Origin of the sequence: Actinomadura rayongensis, from assembly GCF_009831215.1 — a bacterium.
Taxonomy (GTDB): Bacteria; Actinomycetota; Actinomycetes; order Streptosporangiales; family Streptosporangiaceae; genus Spirillospora; species Spirillospora rayongensis.
The window spans coordinates 225,641-240,925 of record NZ_WUTW01000003.1 but is presented as its reverse complement, the minus strand read 5'-3'; the positions used below and the strand labels follow the sequence as shown (position 1 = coordinate 240,925).

General features: G+C 71.8%; 12 protein-coding genes. 7 read left to right on the top strand and 5 right to left on the bottom strand.

The window, feature by feature from the left end:
* The first annotated feature begins 1,605 nt into the window (after positions 1–1,605).
* The 5 genes from GQ466_RS17975 to GQ466_RS17955 all read left to right on the top strand — a co-directional run bounded on the left by GQ466_RS17975 (position 1,606) and on the right by GQ466_RS17955 (position 8,187).
* Positions 1,606–2,886, top strand: coding sequence for a sensor domain-containing diguanylate cyclase (locus tag GQ466_RS17975; RefSeq protein WP_202420716.1), 1,281 nt, complete (start codon positions 1,606–1,608; stop codon positions 2,884–2,886).
* A gap of 1,083 nt (positions 2,887–3,969) precedes the next feature.
* Positions 3,970–5,634, top strand: coding sequence for an energy-dependent translational throttle protein EttA (gene ettA / locus GQ466_RS17970; protein WP_161104120.1), 1,665 nt, complete (start codon positions 3,970–3,972; stop codon positions 5,632–5,634).
* A gap of 65 nt (positions 5,635–5,699) precedes the next feature.
* On the top strand, positions 5,700–6,137 hold the full coding sequence (locus GQ466_RS17965) for an acyl-CoA thioesterase (protein WP_161104119.1): 438 nt from the start codon (positions 5,700–5,702) through the stop codon (positions 6,135–6,137).
* The gene (locus tag GQ466_RS17960) at positions 6,134–6,718 is read left to right on the top strand and encodes a GNAT family N-acetyltransferase (RefSeq protein ID WP_337193525.1); all 585 of its coding nucleotides are present in this window, start codon (positions 6,134–6,136) and stop codon (positions 6,716–6,718) included. Before GQ466_RS17965 ends, GQ466_RS17960 begins: the two co-directional genes overlap by 4 nt.
* Before the next feature lie 77 nt (positions 6,719–6,795).
* Positions 6,796–8,187 carry a S28 family serine protease gene (locus GQ466_RS17955; RefSeq protein WP_237418110.1) on the top strand — a complete coding sequence of 464 codons (1,392 nt, stop codon included), beginning with the start codon at positions 6,796–6,798 and terminating at the stop codon, positions 8,185–8,187.
* Positions 8,188–8,230: 43 nt separating this feature from the next.
* Here GQ466_RS17955 and GQ466_RS17950 read toward each other — a convergent pair whose 3' ends face one another.
* The 4 genes from GQ466_RS17950 to GQ466_RS17935 all read right to left on the bottom strand — a co-directional run bounded on the left by GQ466_RS17950 (position 8,231) and on the right by GQ466_RS17935 (position 11,695).
* Complete coding sequence (locus GQ466_RS17950; RefSeq protein ID WP_161104118.1) at positions 8,231–9,784, bottom strand: glycoside hydrolase family 13 protein; 1,554 nt, start codon at positions 9,782–9,784, stop codon at positions 8,231–8,233.
* Between the two features lie 17 nt (positions 9,785–9,801).
* On the bottom strand, positions 9,802–10,185 hold the full coding sequence (locus tag GQ466_RS17945; RefSeq protein WP_161104117.1) for a globin: 384 nt from the start codon (positions 10,183–10,185) through the stop codon (positions 9,802–9,804).
* A 28-nt stretch (positions 10,186–10,213) separates the two neighbouring features.
* Positions 10,214–11,209 (bottom strand): mechanosensitive ion channel family protein, encoded by a 996-nt coding sequence (locus GQ466_RS17940; RefSeq protein WP_161104116.1) that lies wholly within the window; start codon positions 11,207–11,209, stop codon positions 10,214–10,216.
* A 138-nt stretch (positions 11,210–11,347) separates the two neighbouring features.
* Positions 11,348–11,695: a hypothetical protein gene (locus tag GQ466_RS17935; protein ID WP_337193524.1), complete on the bottom strand. Its 348-nt coding sequence runs from the start codon at positions 11,693–11,695 to the stop codon at positions 11,348–11,350.
* Positions 11,696–12,114: 419 nt separating this feature from the next.
* On the opposite strand from GQ466_RS17935, the gene GQ466_RS17930 reads away from it, so the two are divergent.
* A complete protein-coding gene (locus GQ466_RS17930; RefSeq protein ID WP_161104115.1) occupies positions 12,115–13,650 on the top strand; it encodes an NsdA family TPR-like regulatory protein in 1,536 nt (511 codons plus the stop codon).
* Positions 13,651–13,658: 8 nt separating this feature from the next.
* The gene (locus GQ466_RS17925; protein ID WP_161104114.1) at positions 13,659–14,279 is read left to right on the top strand and encodes a GNAT family N-acetyltransferase; all 621 of its coding nucleotides are present in this window, start codon (positions 13,659–13,661) and stop codon (positions 14,277–14,279) included.
* Positions 14,280–14,415: 136 nt separating this feature from the next.
* Here GQ466_RS17925 and GQ466_RS17920 read toward each other — a convergent pair whose 3' ends face one another.
* Positions 14,416–15,234 carry a class I SAM-dependent methyltransferase gene (locus GQ466_RS17920; RefSeq protein WP_161104113.1) on the bottom strand — a complete coding sequence of 273 codons (819 nt, stop codon included), beginning with the start codon at positions 15,232–15,234 and terminating at the stop codon, positions 14,416–14,418.
* Between the last annotated feature and the right edge of the window lie 51 nt (positions 15,235–15,285).

The window sequence follows — 15,285 nt, the reverse complement described above, 5'->3', positions numbered from 1 at the left end:
CGCTCACGCCCGGCACCTCGCCCACGCCCGCCACCTTGCCCACGCCCGCCACCTCGCCACGCCCGCCACCCCGTCCACGCCCGCCACCTCGCTCACGCCCGGCACCCCGCCCACGCCCGCCACCTCGCTCACGCAAGCGACCCCGTCCACGCCCGCGACCCCGCCCACGCTCAAAGCGCCCTCGCCACCCGCGCAACTTCCGCCTTAGCCGTAACACGCGTCCCGCCCGCGAAGCACCACTGCCCCACAAAGCCCACCGTCGCCGCGATACCCGCCTCTCCATCCGCGAAGTACCACCACCGCTTCCAACTCCGCCGCATACGACCCGACGCCGCGTGGATAGAGAGTCGGCCCACCACCCCGAGCGTCAATGCCCACGACGAGAGGAGGTTCCCACCAACAGACGAGCCACCAGGAAGACGAAGTGTCCTCACCGCCTCAGCCTCCACGGTGGCCGCCCTGCGCGGCATAGCGTCGCGGCGTCAAGAGCTGGCGTGTTATGGGAGGGGGAGGCAACTGGGGTGGGCTGCCGGGAGTGGGCTGCTGGGGGTGGTCGGGAGCGTGGGGGTTGGTGGGGCGGCTTGGCTTCTGGTGCGGGACGACCGGGGCGCTCGGTATGGGGTGCGGTTCACGTAAGGGAGGTGGAGACGCAAGGTAAAGAAAACCTCACGGCCATCACGGACTGTGGTGCGGCGATCGCAAAAAGTTGTCCCCGGGTCTTTCGTGAGCGTAAAGATATCTGTACCGTCGGTAATCGTGAGTCGGACCCGGATTGCCGTTGCGGGGGACGCTGCCGCGGTCGTGCTGATCAAGGCTTGCGCCGTCCGCGGATCCGTCGTGTCCGCGCGCGTTCGGCTGCGCGCGGAGGTGTCGTGTCGTGGGGCCGGTCGCGTTTTGCGCTTGTCCTCGCGTGGGAGGAGACGGGCTGCTGGGGCGGCCGTCTGCCGTGCGTGGGGAAGTGAATGGGGGACTCGGCGTCGTCGTGGGAACGATGGGTCTCGGCGGCTCGGGAGTGCAGCTCGGGCCTGGCATGGTTCGTCGGGGCGCGGGCGTGCGGCTTGGGCCTGGTGCGGTTCGTCGCGGCGCTGGTGCGTGGCGGACGGGCTCGAACTGGTCGTTGTGCGCGAGGGTGCTCGTGTGCACGGGGGAGAGGTAAGCGCCGGGCGGGCGGCGTCCGGCGGAAAGGGTGGCACGGTCGTCGGGCTTCTCGGCCCGGTGGGCGGGGGACTCGTGGGAGGGCTCGGCGGGGGCGGTGGTGCGGTCCGGGTGCCGGGCGGGGACCGCGGACCGCGAGACCCACGGCCGGTCCGTCCGGCGGGCGGACCGCGAACGGGTGTCGCGGTCATGACCGGGTCCGCCGTCCCCGGCGCGGGGGCGCCGTCGCGCCGTCCCCGCGCGGCGGGGGACGCGGGCCGCCTCAGATCCAGGAAACGCCACGCATGATCTCTTCCCCCTCCGAATGTGCCGAGGCCCGCGGATTCGCTGGCCGTGCGGTGGATGGCCCGATGGCCACCGACTTGTGCGTAATCGAAGCTACCGGTTTCCGGCACGGTGCGCACACGTTGCAACTATCGTGTTACAGAACGTGATGCATAGGGGGGAAGGATGACAGCAGTGCAGTCGTCCGCCGAGGACCGTGGCGGGGACCTCACCCAAAAGCCCAGTTGGCGCGGGCTTTCCGGACGTCCGTCGGTGACGGCCGTGTACGTGTCGGTCGTCATCGCCGTCCACGTCTCCCTGACCGTCGCGGCGCTGTTGGAGGCGCCGCTGCGGTTGAACGATCTAGGGACCTTTGGCGCGATTTTGGCCTGCGGGGTCGTCTGCATCGAGGCGTCCCGGCGTCTCGGCATGCCCGCGGGGGTCGCGCGCGACCTGCTGTCGGCGTGGTGGCTGCCCGCCGCGCTGCTTTTGCCGCCCGCGTACGCGCTGGTCGTCCCGATCCCGTTGCAGTTGCTGCTGCAGTTCCGCGTCCGCCGGACGCTGCTGTACCGGCGCCTGCTCCTCATGGCGGCGCACGGCATCGCGGCGGCGGTCGCGTCCGTGCTGTTCCACCTCGTCGTGCCCGACCCGCTCGCCGGGACGGACTGGGTCGTGGACGTCACCCCCGGCATTCCCGTCGCGGTCGGCTGCGCCGTCCTGTTCACGGTCATCAGCACGTTCATCGTGGCGATCGCGGCGCACGCCGCCAACCCCGAGAGCGGCTGGAAGGACGTCCTGTGGACGCGCGAGAGCCTGCTCCTCGACCTGGTCGAGCTGTGCGTCGGCGTCACGGTCTCGATCTGCGCGACGATCTCCCTCGGCCTGCTGCTCCTCGCCCTCCCGCCCGCTGTCCTGCTCCAGCGCAGTCTGATGCACCAGCAGCTCCAGGCCGCCGCCCGCACCGACGCCAAGACCGGCCTGCTCAACGCCGTCGCCTGGCAACGCGAAGCCGACACCGAGCTGTCCCGCGCCCAGCGCGGCCACGAGTCGCTGGCCCTGCTGCTGATCGACATCGACTACTTCAAGCGCGTGAACGACACCCACGGCCACCTCGTCGGCGACCAGGTCCTGATCGGCGTGGCGAGCACCCTCTGCCACCAACTGCGCGACTACGACATCGTCGGCAGATTCGGCGGCGAGGAGTTCGTCGTGCTCCTCCCCGGCGCCGACACCGTGGAAGCCTGCCGGGTGGCCGAACGCCTGCGCGGCCGAGTCCGCCGCCTGGCCGTCCCCGCCGAAGAGGGAACCGTCAGCGTGACGATCTCCATCGGCGTGGCCCTCTTCCGCATGCACGGCGCCGACATGATCGAGATGCTCGCCGCCGCCGACCTCGCGTTGTACCGCGCCAAACAGTCCGGCCGCGACCGCGTCTGCCTCCCGGCCCTGGACGGCCCCCGCCCCCTCTGACCACACCCTTCCCACCACCCACACCGACCAACCCAGCCAAAGCCGCCTTTCACCGACACCGCACCCACGCCGACCCGCACCACCACGCAACACCGTCCCGCCACGCCGGACACCACCCTGCCCCGCAACCGCGCCGCCACTTCGCGCCGCAGCGAATGCACACGCCGCCCGCGCCGCCGCGCCAACGCGCCCATGCCGCGCTGAGCTAACCCACTGCGCCGTGCGATCGGACTCCTTGGCCCGCCGCGCCGGGCCACCACGCTGCCGCGTGAACGCGCCGCCGCTTCGCGCCGCAACGGGTGCACCCGCCGTCCCGCGCCGACGCGCCGACGCGCCGACGCGCCGGTGCCGCGTTGAGCTAGCCCACCGCGCTGTGCCCTCGGACTCGTTGGCCCGCCGGGCCGCGCCGCCACGCTGCCGCGTGCGCGCGCCGCCGCGCTGGACGCCGCCTTGCCCCGCAACCGCGCCGCCGCTTCGCGGCGTAGCGAGTGCACCCGCCGTCGCGCGCCGTCGCGCCGACGCGCCCGTGCCGCATTGAGCTAACCCACTGCGCCGTGCGATCGGACTCGTTGACCCGCCGGGCCGGGCCACCACGCTGCCGCGTGCGCGCGCCGCCGCGCTGGACACCGCACTGCGCGTGCGCGTGCTGCCGCGCTGTGCCGCAGGCCGCACTGCGAGTAGCGCACACGCTGTGCCGTCGTGCTGTCGCGTCTCCTTGTTCAACCCGTGTCGCGCTGAGCTTGCTCCCCGCTCCCCGCTCGCCGCTTGCCGTCCGCCGTCCGCCGCTCGCCGTCCGCTGTCTGCCGTCCGTGCTCGCGGCTGCCGACGGGTGCGCTGGGGCGGCTTGGGTGTTCGGGTTTGTTGGGTTGGAGTGCTGTGCTTGTGGCGGGTCTGGCGCGGTGGGGTGTTGGGCTGGGTTGTGGGATTGGGGTGTGGTTGTGGATGGGGGCGGGTGTTGGGGGTGGGGTGGTGGGGGGCTTTTGGGGGTGGATTTTGGGGGGTGGGGACGGTGGGGGGCTTGGGGTGGGGTGGACGGGGTCAAGGTGCGTCGACCGGTGCCCGGAAGGCTCTAGGCTTGACGATATGGCCGAGTACATCTACACGATGCAGCGTGTGCGCAAGGCACATGGGGACAAGGTCGTCCTGGACGACGTGACCCTGCACTTCCTCCCGGGCGCCAAGATCGGTGTTCTGGGTCCGAACGGCACCGGTAAGTCGACGCTGCTGCGGATGATGGCCGGTCTGGAGCAGCCGTCCAACGGCGACGCCAGGCTCATGCCGGGCTTCAGTGTCGGCATCCTGCAGCAGGAGCCGCCGCTGAACGAGGAGAAGACGGTTCTCGGGAACGTCCAGGAGGGCGTTGCGGAGACCAAGGCGCTGCTCGACCGGTTCAACGAGATCGCCGAGCAGATGGCGACCGACTACTCCGACGAGCTGATGGCCGAGATGGGCAAGCTGCAGGAGCAGTTGGACCATCGCAACGCCTGGGACCTCGACAGTCAGCTTGAGCAGGCGATGGACGCGTTGCGCTGCCCGCCGCCGGACGCGGACGTCACCAGGCTGTCCGGGGGTGAGCGGCGCCGGGTCGCGCTGTGCAAGCTGCTGCTGGAGGCGCCCGACCTGCTGCTGCTGGACGAGCCCACCAACCACCTCGACGCCGAGAGCGTCAACTGGCTGGAGCAGTTCCTCGCGAAGTACGAGGGCACCGTCCTCGCCGTCACCCACGACCGGTACTTCCTGGACAACGTGGCGACGTGGATCCTGGAGCTGGACCGGGGCCGCTGCCACCCCTACGAGGGCAACTACTCGACCTATCTGGAGAAGAAGGCCGAGCGCCTCAAGGTCGAGGGCAACAAGGACGCCAAGCGCAAGAAGCGCCTCCAGGACGAGCTGGAGTGGGTCCGCTCGAACCCCAAGGCGCGGCAGACCAAGAGCAAGGCCCGTCTCCAGCGCTACGAGGAGATGGCGGCGGAGGCGGCCAAGACCCGCAAGCTGGACTTCGAGGAGATCCAGATCCCGCCGGGTCCGCGCCTGGGCAACACGGTGATCGTCGCCGACGACGTCACCAAGGGGTTCGGCGAGCGGCTGCTGATGGAGCACCTGTCGTTCAACCTGCCGCCGAACGGCATCGTCGGCGTCATCGGCCCGAACGGCGTCGGCAAGACGACCCTGTTCCGCATGATCGTGGGGGAGGAGGGGCCGGACACCGGCGTGCTGCGGCTCGGCGAGACCGTCCAGATCTCCTACGTGGACCAGGGACGCGGCGGGCTCGACCCGCAGAAGACGGTGTGGCAGACCGTGTCCGACGGCCTCGACCACATCAACGTCGGTCAGGTCGAGATGCCGTCCCGCGCGTACGTGGCGGCGTTCGGCTTCAAGGGCCCGGACCAGCAGAAGCCGACGGGCGTCCTGTCCGGCGGTGAGCGCAACCGGCTGAACCTGGCGCTGACGCTGAAGCAGGGCGGCAACGTCCTGCTGCTGGACGAGCCCACCAACGACCTCGACACCGAGACCCTGTCCAGCCTGGAGAACGCGCTGCTGGAGTTCCCCGGCTGCGCCGTGATCACCTCGCACGACCGGTGGTTCCTGGACCGGATCGCGACGCACATCCTGGCCTGGGAAGAGGGCTCGAACTGGTTCTGGTTCGAGGGCAACTACGCCGACTACGAGAAGAACAAGGTGGAGCGGCTCGGCGCGGACGCGGCCCGTCCGCACCGCGTCACCCACCGCAAGCTCACCCGGGACTGATCCCGGGACGGGCCGCTGGTCCGGGTACCATCACCCGGACCAGCGCCCCCGAACCCAGGTGAGACATGCAGCGCACCGAACCGCCTCCCGCCGAGTTCCGGCACGTCTACGAGTTCCATCTCCGCTTCGGCGACATCGACTCGCAGGGACATGTGAACAACGTGAAGTTCCTCGGCTACCTGGAGGACGCGCGGCTGGAGATGTTCCACGGCGACCCCGTCCGCAAGGGCGAGGAGCCGGTGCGCGGCATGGTCATCGCGCGGCACGAGATCGACTACAAGCTGCCGCTGCTGCCGACCGTCCATCCCGTGCGGGTGGAGACGTGGGTGCGGCAGGCGCGGGCGGCGTCGTTCACGCTGGGCTACGAGGTCCGCGACGACGCCCACGTGTACGCGACGGCGACGTCCACGATCGTGGCGTTCGACGTGGAGGCGAACCGGCTGCGGCGCTTCACGCCGTACGAACGGGAGTTCATCGGCCGGTACCTCGCCCCGGCGGAGTGACCGGCTCCGAAGCGGCGACGCTGCGGCGGGTCGCGCTGCGCCCGGTCGCCGAGACCGACGCCCCCGAACTCGCCGCGCTGTACCGGGCGAACCGGGAGCATCTTCGCCCGTGGGAGCCGGAGAAGGGCGACCGGTACTTCACCGAGCAGGGCCAGCTCGACAACATCCGGGACCTGCTGGACGCCCTGGCGTTCGGCGAGATGTGGCCCGGCGTCATCCTCGTCGACGGCACGATCGCCGGCCGCATCACGCTCAACAACATCCTGCGCGGCGCGCTCCAGAGCTGCTTCACCGGCTACTGGGTCGACCGGAACCACACCGGACGCGGCGTCGCGACCGAGGCCCTGCGCCAGGCGCTGGCCGTGGCGTTCGGGGAGCTGCGGCTGCACCGCGTCGAGGCGTTCACCCGGGTCGACAACATCGCGTCGCAGCGCGTCCTGCTGCGCAACGGGTTCACCCCGGTCGGCGTCGCGCGGCGCCACATCCATGTGGCCGGCCGCTGGCACGACGAGCGCCTGTTCGAGTGCCTCGCCCCCTGGGACGACGGACGCACGCTCGCCCCGCCGATCACGGATGGATAACGGGAGGAACAGGGCCGGTCGAGACCACCACGGGCCGCTTAGGGTCTGCGTCGACATTCCACGCGGGAAGGGGAAGGATGCGGCGCTTCTCACGCGGGGCGATGGCCCTGTTCCTGGCGGCCGGGCTGACCTGCGGCACCGTCACGGCGGTCCGCGCGGCGCCACCGGACGTCGCCGACCGGCTGCGCGCCATACCGGGCATGACGGTCGAGGAGCGGACGTCCACGCTCCCCGGCTACCGGTGGTTCTGGCTCACCTACAAGCAGCCCGTCGACCACCGGAACCCGCACGGACGGTGGTTCGAGCAGCGGATCCTGCTGGAGCACAAGAGCACGGACCGTCCGATGGTGCTCTACACCAGCGGCTACAACACGCCCGAGGTCATGTTCACCAGCGAGCCGACCGCGCTGGTGGACGGCAACCAGATCTCCGTCGAGTACCGGTACTTCACGCCGTCGCGCCCGGAGCCGGCGACCTGGCGCAACGACACGATCTGGCAGGCCGCGACGGACGAGCACCGCATCATCGGCGCCCTCAAGACCATCTACGGCGCCAAGTGGATCTCGACGGGCGCGAGCAAGGGCGGCATGACGGCCGTCTACCACCGGCGCTTCTATCCCCGTGATGTGGACGGCAGCGTCGTCTACGTCGCCCCCAACGACGTCGTCAACAACGAGGACAGTCGTTACGACCGCTTCTTCCTGACGGTCGGCGACGACCCGAAGTGCCGCGTCCAGCTCAAGAGCCTCGCCCGCGAGTTCCTGAAGCGCCGCAAACCGCTCGTAGCGCACCTGGAAGCCGACGCGGCCAAGAACGGCTGGACGTTCCGCATCCTGCGCACCGCCGACCGCGCCTTCGAGAACTCGGTGCTGGACTACGAGTGGGCGTTCTGGCAGTACAGCCTGCAGTCCGACTGCGCGAGCCTGCCCGCCGTGACCGCCCCCGACGACGAGCTGTACGCGAGCCTGAACGCCATCTCCGACCTGTCGTCCTACACCGACCAGAGCCTGGATCGGTACGTCCCGTACTACTACCAGGCGGGGACGCAGCTCGGCTGGCCGTACCCCGCGTTCCCGAACCTGCGCGGCGAACTGCGGTACCCCGACGACTACCTGCCCCGCACCTACGTACCCCGCGACATACCGATGCGGTTCGACGGCGGCGCGGCCATGCGCGACATCGACGCGTGGGTGCGCGGCCACAGTGACCGCATGCTGTTCCTGTACGGCCAGAACGACCCGTGGGGCGCGGAGCCGTTCGAGCTGGGCGCGGGCTCAAGAGACTCGGCGGTGTACGTCGCCCCCGGCATGAACCACAGCGGACGCCTCATCGCCAAGCTGCCCGCGGACCAGCGCGCCGCCGCGACCGAGGACGTCCGCCGCTGGGCGGGACTCGGCCCGGCGCCGTCGATGCTGGCCCGGACGGTCCCGGCCGAGGACCCGGTGCTCCTCGAACGTCCGCGTCTGTGACCGGTGCGGCGGCCCGCCGGCGGGCGGGCCGCCGCAACGCACGTCAGCGGTCCAGGAGCCAGACGGCGGTGCCGCCGGGCAGCAGGTCCCCGACGGGCTCGCTCGTCAGGACGCGGTGCCCGGACGGCACCTTCACCGGCTCGGACCCGAAGTTCACCACGCAGGTCAGGGGCCCGCGCCGGAACGCCAGCGACTCGCCCGGCGAGTCCACCCATTCGATCGAGTCGGGCAGGTCGGACGGCAGCGCCCGCCGCTTGCGCAGCGCCCGCCGGTAGAAGGCGAGCATGGAGTCCGGCTCGGCGGACTGGGCCTCGGCGGTGAGGTCGCGCCACGCGTCCGGGACGGGCAGCCACGGCCGCGACCCGTCCGGACCGAACCCGAACGGCGCCGCCTTGCCCGACCACGGCAGCGGGACGCGGCACCCGTCCCGGCCGAGGACGGTCCCGCCGCTGCGGATCCAGATCGGGTCGCGCCGGGCGTCGGCGGGCATGTCCAGGACCTCCGGCAGCCCCAGCTCCTCGCCCTGGTACAGATAGGTCGAACCGGGCAGCGCGAGGACGAACAGCAGCGCCGCCCGCGCCCGCGCGAGCCCGATCCCCGGCGGCCCGGCGGGCTGCTCGTACCGGGTCGTGTGCCGGATGACGTCGTGGCTGGACAGCACCCAGGTCGGCGCGGCCCCCGTCGGCGCGACCGCGTCGATCGCGCCGGTCACCACCTGCCGGAAGTCCTTCGCCGACCACGGCGCGAGCTGCAGGTGGAACTGGAAGACCTGGTGCAGCTCGTCGGCGCGCAGATACCGGACGAGCGTGTCCGGATCGTCCGTCCAGACCTCGCCGATCGCCATCCGCTCGCCGTCGTAGGAGTCCAGGACGCGCCGCCAGTCGCGGTAGACCTGGTGCACCTCGGGACGGCCGTAGATCGGGCTGCCCGGCCCGTGCCGCCCCCTGTCGCCGAGGTCGGCGAACTCGGGGTCCTTGAACAGCCCGGCGGCGACGTCGATGCGGAACCCGTCCGCGCCCCGGTCCAGCCAGAACCGCAGGATGTCCTCGAACTCGGCGCGGACCTCCGGGTTGTGCCAGTTGAGGTCCGGCTGCTCGGACGCGTACAGGTGCAGGTACCACTCGCCGTCCGGCAGGCGCGTCCAGGCGGGGCCGCCGAACGCCGACGGCCAGTCCGTGGGCGGCGACCCGTCCGGCGGCCCGGTGCGGAAGACGTACCGGTCGCGGGCCGGCGAACCGGGCGGCGCCGCCAGCGCCTCCTGGAACCACGGATGCCGGTCGGACGTGTGGTTGGGCACGATGTCGATGATCACCCGCAGGCCGTGCGCGTGCGCGTCGGCGACGAGCGCGTCGAAGTCCTCCAGCGAGCCGAAGCGCGGGTCGACGGCGCGGTAGTCGGCGACGTCGTAGCCGCCGTCGGCGAGCGGCGACCGGTAGAACGGGGTGAGCCACAGCGCGTCGATGCCGAGGTCCCGCAGGTATCCGAGCCGGGACCGGACGCCGCGCAGGTCGCCGTCGCCGTCTCCGTCGGCGTCGGCGAAACTGCGGACGTACACCTCGTACACGACGGCGTTGCGCCACCAGGGGGTTCGGGTCATAAGCGGGACCTACCCTTTCAGGACGGCGCGTTCACCATGCTCTGCGCCGCCATGGTGAAGTAGTTCCAGAGCATCGCGTCGAGCTGTTCGGGCAGGTCGAGGTCGTTCAGGGCCTCCCGCATCCGCGCCAGCCACGCGTCCCGCTCCGCCGCGCCGATCACGAACGGGCCGTGCCGCATGCGCAGGCGGGGGTGCCCGCGCTCCTGGCTGTAGGTGTTCGGCCCGCCCCAGTACTGGACGAGGAACAGCCGCAGCCGCTCCTCGGCGGGGCCGAGGTCCTCCTCGGGGTAGAGCGGACGCAGGACGGGGTCGTCCGCGACGCCCTCGTAGAAGCGGTGGACCAGGCGCCGGAAGGTCTCCTCGCCGCCGACCGCCTCGTAGAACGTCACCTGTTCAGCCATAGCGGTCCCCACCCTATGCGAGTCGTGATCACACCGTCGGGCCGACGGAGACGCCCGCCCGGTCGAACGACACCTTGACGCGCTCGCGCAGCTCCCGTGCGATCTCGGCCTGCTTGCCGGGCGCGGTCTTGATCACGACGCGGATCGTCAGCGCGTCCCCGGCGAGGGACTGGACGCCCCACACCGACGGGCGCTCCAGGATCAGCGGTTGCCACGCCGGGTCCTCGCCGAGTTCGTCGGCGGTGGACTGGAGCAGCGCCTTGACCTTCTCGACGTCCTCGGTGACGCCGACCGGGATGTCCAGCACGGCGCGGCCCCAGTTCTGGGACTCGTTGCCGACGTGCTTGATCTCGCCGTTCGGGACGTACCAGACGACGCCGTTGACGTCCCGCATCCGGGTGACCCGCAGGCTGACGGCCTCGACGGTGCCCTTGGCGGTGCCGACGTCGATGACGTCCCCGACGCCGTACTGGTCCTCCAGCAGCATGAACAGCCCGGCGAGGAAGTCCTTGACGATGTTCTGCGCGCCGAACCCGACCGCGACGCCGATGACGCTGGCGCTGGCGAGGATCGGCGCGAGGTTGAGGCCGAGGCTGCCGAGGATGCTGAACGCGGCCGTCCCGAGGATCAGGATGGACGCGATGCTGCGCAGCACCGACCCGATCGTCTTGGCCCGCGACGCCCGCCGCTGGCTGAGCAGCGCCGGACTGCCCTCGAAGTGGGTCCGCGTCCGTTCCTTGACGCGTTCGGAGATCGTGCTCTCGGCCATCCGGAGCGTGACGCGGTCGATCATCCGGTGCGCGATCCGGCGCAGCACCAGCGCGACGGCGGCGGTGAGGACGATCACGACGAGCGTGTTGAGGGGCTTGTCGAGCCAGGTGCGGAAGAAGTCGGTGAAGCCCTCGTCGTGTGAGACGTTCCACACCAGGCGGCAGCCGACGCTGGGCTCCGCGGAGTGGCACATCGTCTCCGGCGTCCCCTTGTCACCCCAGGGGACCTGGAGGGACACGAGGTTCAACAACATGATCGAGCGAACCTTCCCGTGGGCGTACCCGCTCGATCGTAACGGCCCTGGGGAGGTGCCCTTCGCACAGTGGGTCGCGTCCCGCGCGACGGCGCTGCCGCGCCGAATCCGCCCGCCGGCGCGCGGGACGCGCCCGGTTCAGGGGTGTCCGGCCCGCCAGCGCCAGGCCGCGTCGGCGGCGCCCCGGGGGACGGGACCGACCGGCTCGCGGCACACCGGCTGCAGGACGTGCGCGAGCTTGGACGCGGCGGTGGCGGGGTCGTCGGCGGGGTGCAGCCGCTCGCCCCAGGACCACCAGAAGTAGACGTCGGGGGACTCGGGCGAGGGTGCGCAGGTGACGTCCTCCGCGAGGCTCGCCGCGTCGGGGTTGATCACCCGCAGGAAGGCGTGTCCCGTTCCGGTCGACACCACCCGGCCGACCAGGCCCCGCGTGTCGAGCGCCTGTTCCAGGTCCTCCAGGTAGGCGACGCGTCTGTCGCTGGCCACCCGCGCACCCCTTCCGTCGTCCGTGCTCCGGCAACGGACGCGAGAATTGCAACTCTCAGCAGAAGGGTCAAGGCACCCATCGGGCGGTCGGGGAGGGGAAAACACCTCCCCGGGAGAAGAGATGGCACCCCGCGGAGGAAAATCCTCTACCCGTGTGGCGGACGGCACAGGAAGCGCCCTGCCATTCTGCCATTCGGGTTGGCGCGCACCCGCCCGGGAGTTACGCTCTGTGCGCGAAAGATTATCTGTCGTGGCTATAACCAACCGGTCGCCGTGGCAGGAGACGTCGGCCGCCCCCGCGGCCGGAGCCCCCCGCCGAACGGTGAGGGAGGCCGGAGGCGATGTCGGATCCCCCCCGAAAAGAAACGGACATTGCGCGCAGAATACGCGCACACGGGTTGGCCAGGGGACATTCCCCCGTGGAGATCGCACGAGAAATCCACGACCAGTGCGGCCCGTTGTTCGGAACGAGCGCGGTGAAGGCGCACCGGCTCGCGCACGGTGTCGCGCTCTCGGACATCGTCGCGCAGGTCAGAGCGCTTTTCGAGCTGGACGGCAAGCCCGAGCCGAAACTCGGCGAGACGCTGCTGTCGGCCTACGAGAGCGGCTACAAGCGGCCCGGCCCGGAGTACCTGCACTATCTCTGCGCCGTGTACCGGGTCGAGCCCGTGCAGCTCGGCTTCGCGAACCTGTGCGTGTGCGGGCGCGCGCACGCGGCGCCGGTCGCCGCGTCCGGCGGAGGGGACGTCGCCGCGCCCGAGCCCGAACCCCTCGTCGGGAACGTCGTCGCCCGTCCGGAGCGGCGCCGCTGGCTGCCGGTCGGACGCGGGGAGTCCGGCCGCGACGGGAATCCCGCGTCGATCGACGTGGGGGAGGAGGACATCGTGCTGCGTAGAACACTGCTGCAGCTCCTGGCCGGCGCCGGCGTCGCCGTCGACGGCCAGTTCCTCGGGGCCGTGGACGGGCTCCGCCGCAAGATGGACGACACGCTCGTCAACGCGACCGTCTCGCCCACCATGCTCGACCAGTGGGAGGAGACCACCCTCGGGTACGGCCAGATCTACCAGGCGACGCCGTCGCTGCGGATGCTGTGCGACGTCCTGCTGGACTTCAGCGAGGTCCGCCGGATGTGCGACATGCGCCAGCCGGTCGAACTCCAGGAGCGGCTGTGCGGGATCGCCGCCCGGCTGTCCGCGCTGTCCGGCCTGATCATGATCAACCTGGGCGACCACCGGCTCGCCCGGTCGTTCTTCCGCACCGCCCGCACCGCCGCCGACGAGACCGGCGACCGCAAGCTCCGCGCCTGGGTCACGGTGCGGGAGGCGCTCGTCCCGATGTACTACGGCGACCCGCGCGAGGCGCTGCACCTGGCGCGCAAGGCGCAGGACCTGGCCGGACGCGACCCGTCCGTCGCCGCCGCGATGGGCCCGGCGGTGGAGGCGCGCGCGCTCGGGATGCTCGCGCTGCGCGGACGCGGCGACGCCGGTCCGGGCGCGCGGCGGGCGCTGGCGCGCGGCCGGTCGGTGTTCGAGCGGCTGAGCAACGAGGACACCAACGACCTGGTGTTCGGCTTCACCGACCGGCAGATGACGTTCTACGAGGGCGACACGTTCACCAACCTCGGCGACCACAAGCAGGGCGACGAGGTGCTCAGCCGCGCGCTGACCCTGTACGCCCCGAGCGACCGGGTGGACCTGACGCTCGTCCGGCTCGACCGGGCGCTGTGCCGACTGAACGCCGGGAACGCCGACGGGGCGCTCGTCACGGCGCAGGACGCGATCCTCGACCTGCCGCCCGAGCACCGGTCCGACATCCTCATGCACCGCGCCCGGCAGATCGGCGCCGAGGTCAAGGTCCGGTACGGGAAGATGCCCGCGCTGGACGACTTCTACGAGGCGATGTCCGGGCCGTGGGTCAAGAGCCCGGCCACCCCCGACCCGAGCACAGAGGTCTGAACCGCGAGATGACGACGTTCGAGGGCACGTCCCCGCAGGGCGCCGGTGCGGCGGGACGTCCGGTCCCGGTGCGGCTGGCGCAGGAGCCGCCGGTGTGGCGGCTCGGGGAGCTGCGGCTGCGCCGCTACCGGCCGGGCGACCACGCCAGCGTGCTGCGGCTGCACCGCGAGGGCCTGGCGCAGGTCGGGCTGCGGCCGGGCGACGGCGTGTACTACGACCACGACTTTTTCCGGATGGAGGAGATCTATCTGACCAACGACGGGGAGTTCCTCGTCGGGGAGGCCGGCGGCGCGATCGTCGCGATGGGCGGGCTGCGCCGGGCCGATCTCGTGCCGGGCGGCCGGGCGCGCGCGTTCGGCGCGGCCGTGCTCGGCGCGCCCGAGCTGGACGCGGTCGAGATGGTGCGGCTGCGCGTCCGTCCCGACCACCAGGGGCGCGGGTACGGGACCGCGCTGGTGCGGATGCTGGAGGAGCGGGCCGTCGAGCTGGGGTACCGGGTGCTGCGCGCGGACACGACGTCGCGGCAGACGACGGCGCTCGCGCTCTACCACCGGTTCGGCTGGCGCGAGACGCGCCGCGAGCGGATCGGCGGCCTGGTCAACGTCTACCTGGAGAAGCGTCTGCGCTGAACGCGGCGCCCCGGGTAGCGGTCGCACCGCACGTTAGACGCGGCGGCCCGCCACGTCTGCGCCAGCGGATCGCGGTGCCGCGACGTCAGACGCGGCGTCCCGCGACGATCTGGGTCGGCGGATCGCGGTCGTGCCGTCAGACGCGACGGCCGGTGACGATCTGGGCGAGCGGGTAGCGGTCGCGCCGGACGTCGGCGAAGCCGCGTCCGGCGAGGGCGCCGGTGACCTCGGCGTCGCCGAAGACGCGGATCCCGGCGGCGCGGCCGGCCGTGCTGACGGTCAGGCCCGTCACGGGGAGCCGGGGACGGCGGCTGGTGAGGATGACGAGCCGTCCGCCGGGCCGCAGGACGCGGGTCATGGCGTCCAGCGCGGCCCACGGGTCGGCGAACAGGTAGAGCGCGCCCGAGCAGCAGACGGCGTCGAAGGTCGCGTCCGCGAACGGCAGGTCGACGGCGTCGCCCCGGACGTAGCCGATCGCCGGGCCGTCCTGCGGGACGGGCTCGGCGGCGGCGCGGGCGAGCATGCGCGGCGCCGCGTCCAGGCCGACGACGAGTCCGCCGGGGCCGACGCCGCACGCCAGCGCCCGCGTGACGTTGCCGGGGCCGCAGGCGATGTCGAGGACGGTCGCGTCCGGACGGTCGCCGGTGCCCGCGTCCCGGCACGGCCGCCGCGCGCCGAGGCCGAGGCGGCGGCGCAGCAGCGCCTGCTCGGCGGCGGTGTCGGGTCCGGCGGGCCAGCCCTTGGCGAGGTTGAACCCGACCGGCCGCCACACCCGCTCGTAGATGCGCGGCAGGAACGACGACCGCATGACCGACTGCGCGAGCGTCGGCGCGGGCTCGTCGACGGGTCCGAGGAGGTCGAGGTAGCCCGCGCCGGTGTCGGGGTCGGCGGGCGGGTCGGCGAGGAGGGCGAGGATCCGGTCCAGCGCGGCGGGACGCGCGGCCACGGGAGTCATGCGGCTATTGGAGCACGCGTCGAATTTCCCTGTCGTCCGCTTCGTCCCGGT

Excerpts from the sequence above, each read along its gene's own strand:
- GQ466_RS17975 (WP_202420716.1), top strand. The coding sequence starts at position 1,606 with ATGACAGCAGTGCAGTCGTCCGCCGAGGACCGTGGCGGGGACCTCACC.
- ettA (WP_161104120.1), top strand. The coding sequence starts at position 3,970 with ATGGCCGAGTACATCTACACGATGCAGCGTGTGCGCAAGGCACATGGG.
- GQ466_RS17965 (WP_161104119.1), top strand. The coding sequence starts at position 5,700 with ATGCAGCGCACCGAACCGCCTCCCGCCGAGTTCCGGCACGTCTACGAG.
- GQ466_RS17955 (WP_237418110.1), top strand. The coding sequence starts at position 6,796 with ATGCGGCGCTTCTCACGCGGGGCGATGGCCCTGTTCCTGGCGGCCGGG.
- GQ466_RS17950 (WP_161104118.1), bottom strand. The coding sequence starts at position 9,784 with ATGACCCGAACCCCCTGGTGGCGCAACGCCGTCGTGTACGAGGTGTAC.
- GQ466_RS17945 (WP_161104117.1), bottom strand. The coding sequence starts at position 10,185 with ATGGCTGAACAGGTGACGTTCTACGAGGCGGTCGGCGGCGAGGAGACC.
- GQ466_RS17940 (WP_161104116.1), bottom strand. The coding sequence starts at position 11,209 with ATGTTGTTGAACCTCGTGTCCCTCCAGGTCCCCTGGGGTGACAAGGGG.
- GQ466_RS17925 (WP_161104114.1), top strand. The coding sequence starts at position 13,659 with ATGACGACGTTCGAGGGCACGTCCCCGCAGGGCGCCGGTGCGGCGGGA.
- GQ466_RS17920 (WP_161104113.1), bottom strand. The coding sequence starts at position 15,234 with ATGACTCCCGTGGCCGCGCGTCCCGCCGCGCTGGACCGGATCCTCGCC.